General features: G+C 65.9%; 10 protein-coding genes. 1 reads left to right on the top strand and 9 read right to left on the bottom strand.

Features of this window, described 5'->3' with window-relative positions; all coding sequences use genetic code 11:
• Nucleotides 1-3 precede the first annotated feature (3 nt).
• The 5 genes from PG883_RS05065 to PG883_RS05045 all read right to left on the bottom strand — a co-directional run bounded on the left by PG883_RS05065 (nucleotide 4) and on the right by PG883_RS05045 (nucleotide 5,764).
• Nucleotides 4-1,113, bottom strand: a complete 1,110-nt coding sequence (locus tag PG883_RS05065; RefSeq protein WP_270807017.1) for an ABC transporter permease — start codon at nucleotides 1,111-1,113, stop codon at nucleotides 4-6.
• Nucleotides 1,110-2,879, bottom strand: coding sequence for an ATP-binding cassette domain-containing protein (locus PG883_RS05060; RefSeq protein WP_270807016.1), 1,770 nt, complete (start codon nucleotides 2,877-2,879; stop codon nucleotides 1,110-1,112). Before PG883_RS05060 ends, PG883_RS05065 begins: the two co-directional genes overlap by 4 nt.
• Complete coding sequence (hlyD, locus tag PG883_RS05055; protein WP_201996848.1) at nucleotides 2,876-3,844, bottom strand: secretion protein HlyD; 969 nt, start codon at nucleotides 3,842-3,844, stop codon at nucleotides 2,876-2,878. Before hlyD ends, PG883_RS05060 begins: the two co-directional genes overlap by 4 nt.
• Nucleotides 3,845-3,929: 85 nt before the next feature.
• Nucleotides 3,930-4,571, bottom strand: a complete 642-nt coding sequence (locus PG883_RS05050) for a TetR/AcrR family transcriptional regulator (RefSeq protein WP_270807015.1) — start codon at nucleotides 4,569-4,571, stop codon at nucleotides 3,930-3,932.
• 272 nt (nucleotides 4,572-4,843) lie between these two features.
• Nucleotides 4,844-5,764, bottom strand: a complete 921-nt coding sequence (locus tag PG883_RS05045) for a LysR family transcriptional regulator (protein ID WP_270807014.1) — start codon at nucleotides 5,762-5,764, stop codon at nucleotides 4,844-4,846.
• Between the two features lie 168 nt (nucleotides 5,765-5,932).
• Between PG883_RS05045 and PG883_RS05040 the strand changes: the two genes are divergently transcribed.
• Nucleotides 5,933-7,357 (top strand): MFS transporter, encoded by a 1,425-nt coding sequence (locus PG883_RS05040; RefSeq protein ID WP_270807013.1) that lies wholly within the window; start codon nucleotides 5,933-5,935, stop codon nucleotides 7,355-7,357.
• A gap of 88 nt (nucleotides 7,358-7,445) precedes the next feature.
• On the opposite strand, the gene hslU is transcribed toward PG883_RS05040, so the two are convergent.
• From hslU to argS, 4 genes are all read right to left on the bottom strand, one after another.
• Nucleotides 7,446-8,774 carry an HslU--HslV peptidase ATPase subunit gene (gene hslU, locus PG883_RS05035; RefSeq protein ID WP_010676031.1) on the bottom strand — a complete coding sequence of 443 codons (1,329 nt, stop codon included), beginning with the start codon at nucleotides 8,772-8,774 and terminating at the stop codon, nucleotides 7,446-7,448.
• 95 nt (nucleotides 8,775-8,869) lie between these two features.
• On the bottom strand, nucleotides 8,870-9,403 hold the full coding sequence (hslV, locus tag PG883_RS05030; protein ID WP_005306539.1) for an ATP-dependent protease subunit HslV: 534 nt from the start codon (nucleotides 9,401-9,403) through the stop codon (nucleotides 8,870-8,872).
• A gap of 186 nt (nucleotides 9,404-9,589) precedes the next feature.
• Nucleotides 9,590-10,438: an SPOR domain-containing protein gene (locus tag PG883_RS05025; RefSeq protein WP_182956295.1), complete on the bottom strand. Its 849-nt coding sequence runs from the start codon at nucleotides 10,436-10,438 to the stop codon at nucleotides 9,590-9,592.
• A 3-nt stretch (nucleotides 10,439-10,441) separates the two neighbouring features.
• On the bottom strand, nucleotides 10,442-12,187 hold the full coding sequence (gene argS / locus PG883_RS05020) for an arginine--tRNA ligase (RefSeq protein WP_270807012.1): 1,746 nt from the start codon (nucleotides 12,185-12,187) through the stop codon (nucleotides 10,442-10,444).
• Nucleotides 12,188-12,437: the final 250 nt, after the last annotated feature.

Raw genomic sequence — 12,437 nt, 5'->3', positions numbered from 1 at the left:
GGGTTACTCCAGAGTGCGCCGCGTCTTGCGGGCGGTCAGGGCCAGCCAGAAACCGGCCAGCAGCAGCAGACAGAAACCGTTGACCAGCAGGATCGAGAAGACGCTACCCGCCTGATAGAGGGTCTGCAGGGAGCTGGCGAAGTAGCGGGCCGGAATGAGGTGGGTGATGGCCCGAAGCCAAGGCGGCATGCTGGCGATTTCGAACACGAAGCCCGACAGCATCACCGCGGGCAGAAACGCGGCGATCAGCGCTGCCTGCGCGGCGTTGAACTGGCTGCGCATCACGGTGGAGAGGAACAGCCCGAGCCCGAGGGCGCTGCCGAGAAAGACGCTGGTGACCAGAAAGAGCAGCAGCAGGGAGCCGCGCCACGGCACGCCCATCACCGCCACCGAGAAGAGCAGGCAGAGCAGCATGGCGATGATGCCGAGGCCATAGTAGGGCAACAGCTTGGAGAGCAGCAGCTCCCCCTTGGTGACCGGGGTGGCGAGCAGCGCCTCCATGGTGCCGCGCTCCCACTCCCGCGCCACCACCAGCGAGGTGAGCAGGGCCCCTATGATGGTCATTACCACCGCAATGGAGCCCGGCACCAGAAAGTTGCGGCTCACCAGTGCCGGGTTGAACCAGGCGCGGCTCTCTATCGACACCGGCATGGCGACCCCCTCGCCAGCGAGCCACCCCTGCCAGATCCCCTGCACATAGTTGGTGACGAAGTTGGCGGTGTTGGGCTCGGAGCCATCGGTCAGCAGCAGTGCCTGCGGCGTACCATTGCCCTGACCGGCCATGGCGCGGGAGAAGCCGTCATCGATCACCAGCAGGCCGCGGATCTCGCCACGGGCCAGACTGGCGAGCAGGGACTCCTTGCTCGGCCCGCTGTGGATCTCCAGCGCGGTAGAGCCGCGCAGGGCCTGTTCCAGCCGCACCGCCGGGGCACCGCTGTCGGCCCGCCAGATGCCGAGGCGCAGGTGGTCCACATCCAGATTGATGGCGTAACCCATCACCACCAGCAGTACCACCGGCATGATGAAGGCGATGAGGATGCTGCTCGGGTCACGGACGATTTGCAGCGTCTCCTTGCGGCAGAGGGCCAGCAGTCGCCGACGGTTGATGCTCATGCGTCCTCCTCGCTGGCCCGCTCGACCAGGGTGATAAAGGCCTCTTCCATTGTTGGCAAAGAACAGGTCGGCAAGGAGCCGGTTGGCAAAGAGGTCGCCGCCTCTTTGGCGGCCAGCCCCTTGAGATCGTCCGGGGTGCCGAGCGCCAGCAGCTTGCCGCGATAGATGAGGGCAATGCGGTCGCAATACTCCGCCTCATCCATAAAGTGGGTGGTGACCAGCACGGTGACGCCGTGGTCGGCCAGCGCGTTGATGTGCGACCAGAACTCGCGCCGGGTCACCGGATCGACCCCGGAGGTGGGCTCGTCGAGGAACAGCAGCGGCGGCTCGTGCAGCAGGGCGCAGGCCAGCGACAAGCGCTGGCGCAGGCCGAGGGGCAGGGATTCCGCCTTCTGATCGAGCCAGGGGGCGAGGGCAAAGGCAGTCACCATGGCGTCGATCCGCGTCTGCTGGTGGCGGCCGAACAGGCCGTAGATACCGGCGAAGAAGGAGAGGTTCTGGGCCACGGTAAGCTGCTTGTAGAGGGAGAACTTCTGCGCCATGTAGCCGAGGCGCTGGCGCGCTGCCGAGGGGCTGTGAGCCAGATCGATACCGGTTACCAGCGCCTGTCCCTCGCTCGGGCGCAGCAGGCCGCACTCCATCTTGAAGGTGGTGGACTTGCCCGCCCCGTTGGGGCCGAGCAGGCCGAAGATCTCGCCGCGGCGCACCGCAAAGCTGACATCATCGGTGGCGGCAAAATCGCCGAAGCGCTTGGTGAGGTGGCGCGCCTCGATCACCGCCTCGGGGGAGACCCCCTGCGGCAGTTCGGCTTCCCGCATCCCGGCTGCCAGACTCGACTCCCCGCCGGGGCTGCCCCCCAGCAGGTCGATAAAGGCATCCTCCAGCCGGGGCTGGGCCGGTTGAAAGGCGCCGTTGGTCAGTTGCAGCTCCGCCAGCGGTGGGGGCATCATGCCCGGGTGCAGCAGCAGGCGAACCCGCTCCCCCGCCACCGCACCATCCATCACCGACGGGTGAGCCAGTGCCCGGCGCAGCAGGGCGCGTCGCTCGCGGCCATCCAGCTGCCCCGCCTCCAGCAGCCAGCAGCGGCTGGCCATGGCCCCCATCAGATCGGCTGGCGTGCCGCTGGTGCGCACCTCGCCATCTGCCATCAGCAGCACGTGGTCGCACAGCTCCGCCTCATCGAGATAGGCGGTACTCCAGAGCACCGTCATCCCCCCTTTTGCCAGCTCGCGCACCATCTGCCAGAGGGCGCGGCGAGAGATGGGATCGACCCCGACCCCCGGCTCGTCGAGCAGCAGCACATCCGGGGTGCCGAGCAGGGCGCAGGCCAGCCCGAGCTTCTGTTTCATCCCGCCAGAGAGCTTGCCTGCCGGCCTTGCGGTGAAGCGGGCGAGATCGGTGAAGGCGAGCAGCCGCGCGAAGGTGGGCGTGCGTTCGGGCTCCAGTACGCCGCGCAAGTCAGCGTAGAGGGTGAGGTTCTCCAGCACGCTGAGATCCTCGTAGAGGCCGAACTGCTGGGGCATGTAGCCGAGGTGCTGGCGCAGCAGGTCTCCCTCGCTCACCGGATCCAGCCCCAGCACCCGGATGGTGCCCGCTTCGGGGATCAGCAGACCGGCCAGCAGGCGCAGCAAAGTGCTCTTGCCCGCGCCGTCGGGGCCGACCAGTCCGGTGATGCCGCCAGCCGGAATGGTGGCCGAGATGGCGTTGAGGGCGACCCGATCGCCAAAGCGTTTGGTGAGCCCCTCGAGGGAGATGGCGCAGCTCATGGGACCAGCCTGACGGTGACCGGCATCCCTTGGCGCAGGGCCGGGTCGGGATCCTGTACCACGATGCGCAGCCGGTAGACGAGGTGGGTGCGAAGATCCGGCGTTTCCACCGATTTCGGAGTGAACTCGGCGGTGGGCGAGACAAATCCCACTACTCCGTGATAGGGCTGATCCGGCCGCGAGTCGGTGGTGAGGGTCACCTTGGCGCCGCTCGGGAAGTGGCCGAGCCAGGGCTCCTCCACATAGGCGCGCACCCAGACCGGCGCGGTCAGGGAGAGGTTGAAGGCGGTCGCTCCGCTCTGCACCATGCTGCCGTTCTCGATGGCGCGGCTGATGATGATGCCGTCGCTGGGGGCGGTCAGGCTGGCATCCGCCAGCGCCAGCTCGGCACTGGCGAGCGCCGCTTTGGCCCCTTCCAGCTGGGCATCGGACTGGGCAATCTCTTCCGGGCGGTAGCCGGTTTCGAGCTGGGCGAGCTGTTCGCGGGCCGAGCGCACCTGCGCCTGGGTCTGATCCCGCTGGGAGCGGGCAGTATCGAGCTGACCGCGGGAGATAGCGCCGGTGGCGGCCAATGCGCTCTGGCGGCGCCACTGCTGGTCGGCCTCCAGCGCGGCGGCTTCGGCGGCGGCCAGTGCGGCCCGGGCCCGGTCGGTCTCTTCGCTGCGATAGCCTTTGTGGATCAAGGCGTTGGCAGCAGTGAGCGCCGCCAGATTGGCGCGGGCGCTGTCGCGGCTGTGGGTGAGGGGAACCGGATCGAGGCGGGCCAGCAGTTGACCGGTTTTTACCCTATCCCCCTCGTCTACCAGCACCTGATCGACGCGGCCGCCGACCCGAAAGGCCAGATTGACGTCGCGAATATCGACGTTGCCGTAGAGGATGGAGCCGTCGGCCGGGCGCCCCTGCCACCAGAGGTAGCCACCGATAACAGTTAGCAGCAGGGCCACGATTGCAATGCGTTGTTTCATGCTGCTTCTCCTTGAGGATGGCTCTGCAGCCAGAGGTCACCACCGAGAACGGCCAGCAGCAGAGCTAGCATCGCGATGCGTTGTTTCATGCCGTTTCTCCTTCTTTCATGTCGGTGGGGCGCAGGCCGCGCAGGGCCCATACCAGCCGTTGTCTGGCGGCCTCGGGGTTGTCTATCTGGCTGAGAAAGGGGGCGGCCTGTTCGGGCAGCCAGCCGAGCTGGCGACCGCTGCCGGCGATCACCAGCGGCAGGCCGACCGACCCCATGATGAAGATCATCAGCTGGAGCGGGTGACCCGCGACCAGCGACCCTTCCGCCTGTGCCATCCGTACCTGCTCGATCAGCAGCAGGGGGTGACGGCGCGGCAGACTGAGCAGAAAGCGCTGGGCCGCCCCTTCACCCGCCAGGGCATCGCCAAACAGGTGGTTAATGAAGCCGCGCTGGCGCGCCACCAGCCCGATCAGCGCCTCCATGGTGGCCTCGAACATGGCGATGGCAGAGGGGTAGGAGCCTTTGGCTGCCACGGCCTTGAGCTCGTCATAGAGGGGGGCGTACCAGAGCTCCACCAACTCGTCGATAAAGGCGTCGCGGTTGCCGAAGTGGTAGACGAAGGAGCCGAGGTTCACCTCGGCCGCCGCCGCCAGCTCGCGCACCGTCAGGCCGCGCAGCCCTTTCTCGGTGGCGATGGCGAGGCCGGTATCGAGCAGTTTCTGACGGGGGGGGTGCATCTGGCTGGCGCTCCTGGTGTATGCATTTTGTACGCAATTATACGACCGTATAAAAAATGCGGAAGCGGGCGGCAGGATCTTTTTGCCCGCAATGTGATCCGCCCCGCTCTGAGGGGCTGTGATCCCCGTCCGGCAGGGGGAAGGATCCACCACTTGTGCCCAAGCCACAGGCATGTCGGTGTGACGGGGTGGTGACAGGCGCTTCAGGTCCCGGGTGCGGGCGCCCGGGCCACAAGGGGCCTGTGATGGAGCCGGGAGCTGCCTGACCCGGATCAGGGGGTGTCGGTGGCCCCGGTGTGATAGGGGGGCCGGGCGCAGGTGTCCCGTATCAGGGCGCGCAGCCAGCGGTGGCCCGGATCGGCATCCTGACTGGGGTGCCAGAGCAGGGCGACCCGGATCCCTGGCAGAGCGAAGGGCAGGGGCAGGGTGACCAGATCGCCGAGCAGGCTGGCGCAGTGCAGGTGCGGCACCGTCGCCACCAGATTGCTCTCCCTGACCAGGGCCAGCGCCGTCGCAAACCCGGGGACCAGGGTGGTGATGGTGCGCCGCCTCCCCTGGCCTGCGAGGATCTCGTCGATGGGGCTGTGAGGCTGGCCCCGGCGGGAGACCAGCACGTGGCGTGCGGCGGCATAGCGCGCCACGGTCAGGGTGCCGTCGCAGAGGGGGTGGTCCGGGTGCACCACGGCGACGAAGTGGTCCTGGAACAGGGCCTGGGTGCGCAGCTCGGGGGCCGTGGTGGCGCCGATGACTCCGGTCTCGAAGTCCAGCTCGCCACGGCGCAGGGGGCCGCTCTCCTTGTCGGGTTTGGCCAGAAAGTGCAGCCGCACCCCTGGGGCCTCGACGGCAAGGCGCGCCAGCAGGGCGGGGCCTACCGCCTCCACGAAGCCGTCGCTGGATCGCAGGCGGAAGGTGCGCTCCAGGCTCGCCGGGTCTACTTCCTGCTGGGGGCGCAGCACGGCCCGGGTCTCCTGAACCAGGCGGGCGACCTCATCCCGCAGGATCTGCGCCCGGGGGGTGGGGATCAGGCCGCGTCCCGCCCGCACGAGCAGCGGATCCCCCGTGGTCTCCCGCAGCCTTGCCAGGGCCCGGCTCATGGCGGAAGCACTCAGGCCTAGCCGTTTGGCAGCGCCCGCCACACTGCCCTCTTCCAGCAGGGCATCCAGGGTGATCAGCAGGTTGAAATCCGGGGTCATGGTCGTCTCCTCGCAGGCGGCGCCTGACGGGCCGACTCCTTCATGATACGCGAGTTGCCGTCTCTTCATATGGCGTCTGGTGCAACTATAAGCTGCAATCCGTGCGTCTTCCGCCTTGTTATCTCCCCCGCTAGCCTGAGTGCATCATCACTTGCCGGAGAGACTGCCATGTCCACACCACTTCTTGTTTACCCTCCCGTGACGCGCCGTCTTGGTCTCGCGGGGCTCGGGCTCACCACCCTGCTGCCCATGCTGGCGGGCAGCATGGCCAACCTGGTGCTGCCTGCCCTGGGGCAGGACTTCGGCGTGCCCTTCGCCAGCCTGCAATGGGTGCTGGTGGCCTACCTGCTTGGGATCACCAGTCTGACGGTGGTGGCGGGCCGGCTCGGCGATCGTCTGGGGCGGCGTCGCCTGCTGCTCTGGGGGACCGGGGTCTTTGCGCTGGCTTCCCTGCTGTGCGCCCTGGCCCCTTCCATTGGCTGGCTCATTGCCGCTCGCACCTTGCAAGGGGCGGGTGCGGCCTGCATGCTGGTGCTCTCGCTGGCCATGGCAGGAGAGCTGGTGCCGCCAGCCCGACGGGGCTGGAGCATGGGATTGCTCGGCACCCTGTCGGCCTGCGGCACGGCGCTCGGCCCCTCCTTCGGCGGCCTGTTGATCGGCGGATTTGGCTGGCAGGCACCCTTCCTGCTGCTGCTCCCCCTGGCGTTGCTGGCGCTGGGGTGTGCCTGGCGCGATCTGCCCCGGGATGAGGCGAACTCTGCCGAGGGAAGCCTCCCGCTCACCAGTCTGTTGCTGCTGGTGACGGCGCTGCTCTGCTACGGGCTGGCACTGACCCGGGGCAGCCCGCTCGGAGCCTGGCCGGGGATAGGGGCGCTCGTCGCCATGGCGCTCTTCGTACGTGCCGACTCGGGCGCCCGTCGCCCCCTGCTGCCCCTGGCGTTGCTGGGGGCGTCCAGGCAAAGAGGCGGGATCATCGCCAGTGCGCTGGTGGCCAGCGTCATGGTGGCGACGCTGCTGATCGGTCCTTTCTACCTGCACGGCGCCTTTGCCCTCGACATGGGGACGGTGGGGCTGATGATCTCCATGGGCCCGCTGCTGGCGGCGCTGTCCGGCATGCCTGCTGGCTGGCTGGTGGACAGGGTGGGGGCGACCCCTGTGGTGCGCCTCGGCCTGGGACTCATGGTGGTGGCCGCCGTCTTGCTGGCCCTGCTGGACAGGGCGCTCGGGCCTCTCGGCTACCTGCTGCCCATCCTGCTGCTCACCGCCGGTTATGCCCTGTTCCAGACCGCCAACAACAGCGCCGTGGTGGGGGAGGTGGAGGGAGCGAGCCGTGGCGCCGTTGCCGGGCTGCTGACCCTGTCGCGCAACCTGGGCCAGCTCACGGGGGCGGCGGGGCTGGGGGGCCTGTTCGCCGCCCTGGTAGGGCGGCCCGATCTCGCCCTCGCGACGGCGGACGAGCTGGCGTTTGCCACCCGGGTCACCTTCGCCCTGACGGCCTTGCTGCTGATGAGTGCGCTCTGGCTGGCGGGAAGGGAGGAGCGTGCCGTGCAGGGTGATGTGGCCCGGGACGGCTGCGAGTCGGGAGAACGCTGAAAACGAAGACGCCTCCACAGGGGAGGCGTCTTGCTATGGGGTTGAGCAGGATAGTAAACCGCTCAGCTCCTCGTTATCGATCAACCTGTTACAGAATGAAGCGGCTCAGATCCTCGTCTTCAATCAGCTTGCCGAGGTGGGCGTTGACGTAGTCGGTGTTGATGACGAAGGTCTCGCCTGACTTCTCGGAGGCGTCATAGGAGATGTCTTCCATCAGCCGCTCCATCACGGTGTGCAGACGACGGGCGCCGATGTTCTCGGTGCGCTCGTTGACCTGCCAGGCCGCTTCGGCCAGACGGCGGATGCCATCCTGGGTGAACTCGATGTTGACCCCTTCGGTGGCCATCAGCGCCTTGTACTGATCGGTCAGGGAGGCGTTCGGCTCGGTCAGGATGCGCTCGAAGTCTTCGGTGGTCAGGGCGGTCAGCTCGACCCGGATCGGCAGACGACCCTGCAGCTCGGGGATGAGGTCGGACGGCTTGGCGATCTGGAAGGCACCGGAGGCGACAAACAGGATGTGATCGGTCTTGACCATGCCGTGCTTGGTGTTGACGGTGCAGCCCTCGACCAGCGGCAGCAGGTCGCGCTGAACCCCTTCACGGGAAACGTCCGGGCCCGAGCTCTCGCCGCGCTTGCAGATCTTGTCGATCTCGTCGAGGAAGACGATGCCATTGTTCTCGACGGAGGCGATGGCCTTCTGCTTCAGCTCTTCCGGGTTGACCAGGCGGGCCGCTTCCTCTTCGATCAGCGCCTTCATGGCCTCCTTGACCTTGATCTTGCGCTTCTTCTTCTGGTTCTGGCCCAGGTTCTGGAACAGCCCCTGCAACTGGTTGGCCATCTCTTCCATGCCCGGCGGGGTCATGATTTCGACACCCATGGGGGAGGCGGCCAGATCCAGCTCGATCTCCTTGTCATCCAGCTGACCTTCCCGCAGTTTCTTGCGGAAAATCTGGCGGGTGTTGGAGTTGTCGGCTTTCTCTTCCTCACCCCAGCTGTTGCGCGGGTTGGGCAGCAGGGCGTCGAGGATGCGCTCTTCGGCGGCTTCCTCGGCGCGGTATTTCATCTTCTCCATCTCGGTCTCGCGCACCAGCTTGATGGCGACATCGGTCAGATCGCGGATGATGCTGTCCACTTCCTTGCCCACATAGCCCACTTCGGTGAACTTGGTCGCTTCCACCTTGATGAAGGGGGCGTTGGCCAGCTTGGCCAGGCGACGGGCGATCTCGGTCTTGCCGACGCCGGTCGGGCCGATCATCAGGATGTTCTTCGGGGTCACCTCGTGGCGCATCTCCTCGGAGAGCTGCATCCGGCGCCAGCGGTTGCGCAGGGCGACGGCGACCGCGCGCTTGGCGTCGGCCTGACCAATGATGTGTCTGTCCAGCTCGTGGACGATTTCTCTCGGGGTCATCTCGGACATGATGGCGTTCCTGTATCCGGGGCGGGCAGGGCCCACCCCTTGGAAAATGGGGCGTCTGGCAAGGCGGCCTTATTTGGCGGCCCTATTTCGCCGACTTATTTAGCTGAATAATCCAGCACTTCGATGGTGTGGTTGCCGTTGGTGAAGACGCAGATGTCGCCCGCAATCTTGAGGGACTTCTCGACAATGCTCTTGGCGTCGAGCTCGGTGTTCTCCAGCAGGGCGATAGCGGCGGACTGGGCGAAGTTGCCGCCGCTGCCGATGGCGATGAGATCGTGCTCCGGCTGCACCACGTCACCGTTGCCGGTGATGATGAAGGATTTGTGCTCGTCGGCGACGGCCAGCAGCGCTTCGAGGCGGCGCAGGGCGCGATCGGTGCGCCAGTCCTTGGCCAGCGCCACGGCGGCGCGCTCCAGGTTGCCCTGATGGGCCTGCAGTTTGGCTTCGAAGCGCTCGAGCAGGGTGAAGGCGTCGGCGGTGCCGCCGGCGAAACCAGCCAGTACCTTGCCGTTGTAGAGGCGATGAACCTTGCGGGCGTTGCCCTTCATGACGGTGTTGCCAAGAGAAACCTGGCCATCGCCACCGATGACGACCTGACCGTTGCGGCGAACTGAAACTATGGTAGTCACTTTACTTACCTCGCTTGAGCCGAATGACGGCCTGACTGTGCATGGAGGAAAAGATGGGGATGGCAAAACGGCTTTTCAAGCCTGTGCCGAGCACGGATCGCGGGGGAGGGATCGGGTGGGCGCGGGATGGCGCCAAAAGAAACAGGGCCGGGTGTTGCCACCCGGCCCTGTGCATGAACGCGGCGATCACCCCTTCTTGGGGATGCAGCCGCTGATGCCCGAGCCCTGCAGCTTGCGGTTGGCCGCGTCGGCCGCGGCCTTGCCGTTGAAGGGGCCCACCATCACCTTGTAGACGGCGCCACCGGCCCCGTTCACCACCTGCAGGCTGGAGGAGAGCCCGGCGGTGAAGGCGATGCGCGCCTTGAGGGATTCTGCGGAATCCTGGGAGCGCAGGGCGGCACACTGCATCATGTAGCGACCGCCGTCGGCGGCTGCGGTCTGGGTAGTCTGGGTCGCCGCCTTGGCCCTGGCGGCCTCGGCACGCTCCCGCTCCAGTTCGGCGCGGATCTCCCGCTCCATCCGCTCACGCTCGGCCTTCTGGTCGATCACCTGCTCCCGGGCGCTGGCGACCGGGGCACCGGTGGCCGGCTTGGCCGGTTGCACCGGTTGCGGCTTGTAGGGCTGTACCTGACCGATGGGGGTTCCCGGCTGGGGAATGTCGGTCGCGACCGGCTTGGGCAGCTTCTCCGGTTGCAGGGTCATGGTCTCGGCAGGCGGGGGCGGCAGCACGCCCGGCTGGGGCGGCGGCTCTATGATGTCCACCTGCTTGTTCTCCAGCCGCTCGATGTAGCTCCACTTTTCCTGGGGCAGGGTATTGCCCTGTGCCTTGGGTTTGTTGGCCTTCACCTGCTCTTCGATGGTGGGGGCATCGGCGCCCTTGCCGTTGATGAGGTAGAGGAAGGCGCCGAAACCGACGACCAGGGCCCCGGCCAGCAGTGCCGGGATAACAGGAAAGCGGCGAGGGGCCGCTTTCTTGATGTTACGGCCACCCGCCCGTCGTCTCGGGCTGTTGCCGACGTAATCCCGGGTCGCCATCTATTACATGCGCTCCAGGGTGTGGATGCCCAGCACGCCCAGGCCCAGATTGAGCACCTTGGCGGTGGCGGCGCACAGCAGCAGACGGCTCTGGCGGGTCGCCTCGTCCACGCCGTCCTTGTTGATCGGGCAGGCTTCGTAGAAGGTCATGAAGTTGCCGGAGAGCTCGTACAGATAGGTACAGAGCAGGTGCGGCATCCCTTTGTCCGCCACGCCGTTGACCGCGTCGGAGAACTGGATCAGCTTCTGGGCCAGGGTCTCTTCGGCGTCTTCGCTCAGGACCACCTTGCCGCTCAGGGTATCGGCATCGACGCCGGCCTTGCGGAAGATGGACTGGATACGGGTGTAGGCGTATTGCAGGTACGGCGCCGTGTTGCCTTCAAAGGAGAGCATCAGATCCCAGTCGAAGATGTAGTCGGTGGTGCGGTTCTTGGAGAGATCCGCATACTTGACCGCGCCCATGGCGATGGCGTGCACCACCTGGGCCTTCTCTTCGGCAGAGAGGTCGCTGTTGCGGCTCTCCAGCAGGGCGCTGGCGCGCTCTTCCGCTTCGTTCAGCAGGTCAACCAGCTTGACGGTGCCGCCGGAGCGGGTCTTGTAGGGACGGCCGTCCTTGCCCAGCATCATGCCGAAGGCGTGGTGCTCGAGGGGCACGGATTCCGGCACATAGCCCGCCTTGCGGGTGATGGTCCAGGCCTGCATCAGGTGCTGGTGCTGACGGGAGTCGATGAAGTACATGACCCGGTCGGCGCCCAGGTTTTCGTAACGGTATTTGGCGCAGGCGATGTCGGTGGTGGTGTAGAGGAAACCGCCGTCGCTCTTCTGGATGATGACGCCCATGGGCTCGCCATCCTTGTTCTTGAACTCGTCCAGGAAGACCACGGTGGCCCCTTCGCTCTCGACTGCCAGCCCCTTGGCTTTCAGGTCGGCAACGATCTGCGGCAGCATGTCGTTGTACATGGACTCGCCCATGATGTCCTTGTTGGACAGGGAGATGTTCAGACGGTCGTAGTTGCGCTGGTTCTGCTCCATGGTCATGTCGACCAGCTTCTTCCACATGGTGCGGCAGTACTCATCGCCACCTTGCAGTTTCACCACGTAGTTGCGGGCGCGCTCGGCGAAGGCTTCGTCTTCGTCGTAGTGACGCTTGGCCTGGGTGTAGAAGGCTTCCAGGTCCTTGAGCTCCATGTCGGAGGCGTGCTCGTTGGCCATCTTCTCCAGATAGGCGATCAGCATGCCGAACTGGGTGCCCCAGTCGCCGATGTGGTTGGCACGCACCACCTTGTGGCCCAGGAATTCGAGGGCGCGGGCGGCCACGTCACCGAGCACGGTGGAGCGGATGTGGTGCACCGCCATCTCCTTGGCCACGTTGGGGGCGGAGTAGTCCACCACCACGGTCTGCGGCGCTGGCAGCTTCACGTTGGCGTTGTCGGAGGTCACCATGGCTTCCACCTGACCGGCCAGCCAGCTCGGGTCGAAGAAGAAGTTGATGAAGCCGGGGCCGGCGATCTCGACCTTGGCGATCAGATCGGAGGCAGGCAGGTGCTCGATGATGGCAGCGGCCAGCTCGCGGGGATTCTTGCGGGCCGGTTTGGCCAGCAGCATGGCCAGGTTGGTGGCCAGGTCGCCGTGAGCCTTCTCCTTGCATCGGTCTACTTGCACCCGGGCTTCCAGGTCGGCGGGCAGGGCGCCTGCGGACTTGAGATTGGCTACCGTTTGTTCAAGTAGATGATGAATATGCTCTTTCATAACTGACCACCGAGGTTGCGCGTCGAAAAGTGACTGACTGGATAAGGGCGTGAATTTTACCCGCATCGGGCCGAGAAAACTATAGGAACGGCCCGCACCCGTGGGCGTGGCGGATATTTCACTGCGTTTTCCACCACATTGCAGGATATTGATTTGGGTAAGTGGTGGTTATCCATTTCTACTGCATAACGAAACGGCTTGTCCAGGCTATTTTCCCCTGATTATGACAGGGTTATTTATACCGATTCGA

This window comes from Aeromonas sp. QDB25, from assembly GCF_027707725.1.
Lineage (GTDB): Bacteria > Pseudomonadota > Gammaproteobacteria > Enterobacterales > Aeromonadaceae > Aeromonas > Aeromonas caviae.
Note: the sequence above shows the minus strand (reverse complement) of the source record. Positions and strands in the feature narration are given on the sequence as shown.

Bases quoted from the DNA above. Each gene is read 5' to 3' on its own strand.
- PG883_RS05060 (WP_270807016.1), bottom strand. From the start codon at position 2,879: ATGAGCTGCGCCATCTCCCTCGAGGGGCTCACCAAACGCTTTGGCGAT.
- hslU (WP_010676031.1), bottom strand. From the start codon at position 8,774: ATGTCCGAGATGACCCCGAGAGAAATCGTCCACGAGCTGGACAGACAC.
- PG883_RS05045 (WP_270807014.1), bottom strand. From the start codon at position 5,764: ATGACCCCGGATTTCAACCTGCTGATCACCCTGGATGCCCTGCTGGAA.
- PG883_RS05050 (WP_270807015.1), bottom strand. From the start codon at position 4,571: ATGCACCCCCCCCGTCAGAAACTGCTCGATACCGGCCTCGCCATCGCC.
- PG883_RS05025 (WP_182956295.1), bottom strand. From the start codon at position 10,438: ATGGCGACCCGGGATTACGTCGGCAACAGCCCGAGACGACGGGCGGGT.
- hlyD (WP_201996848.1), bottom strand. From the start codon at position 3,844: ATGAAACAACGCATTGCAATCGTGGCCCTGCTGCTAACTGTTATCGGT.
- PG883_RS05065 (WP_270807017.1), bottom strand. From the start codon at position 1,113: ATGAGCATCAACCGTCGGCGACTGCTGGCCCTCTGCCGCAAGGAGACG.
- argS (WP_270807012.1), bottom strand. From the start codon at position 12,187: ATGAAAGAGCATATTCATCATCTACTTGAACAAACGGTAGCCAATCTC.
- PG883_RS05040 (WP_270807013.1), top strand. From the start codon at position 5,933: ATGTCCACACCACTTCTTGTTTACCCTCCCGTGACGCGCCGTCTTGGT.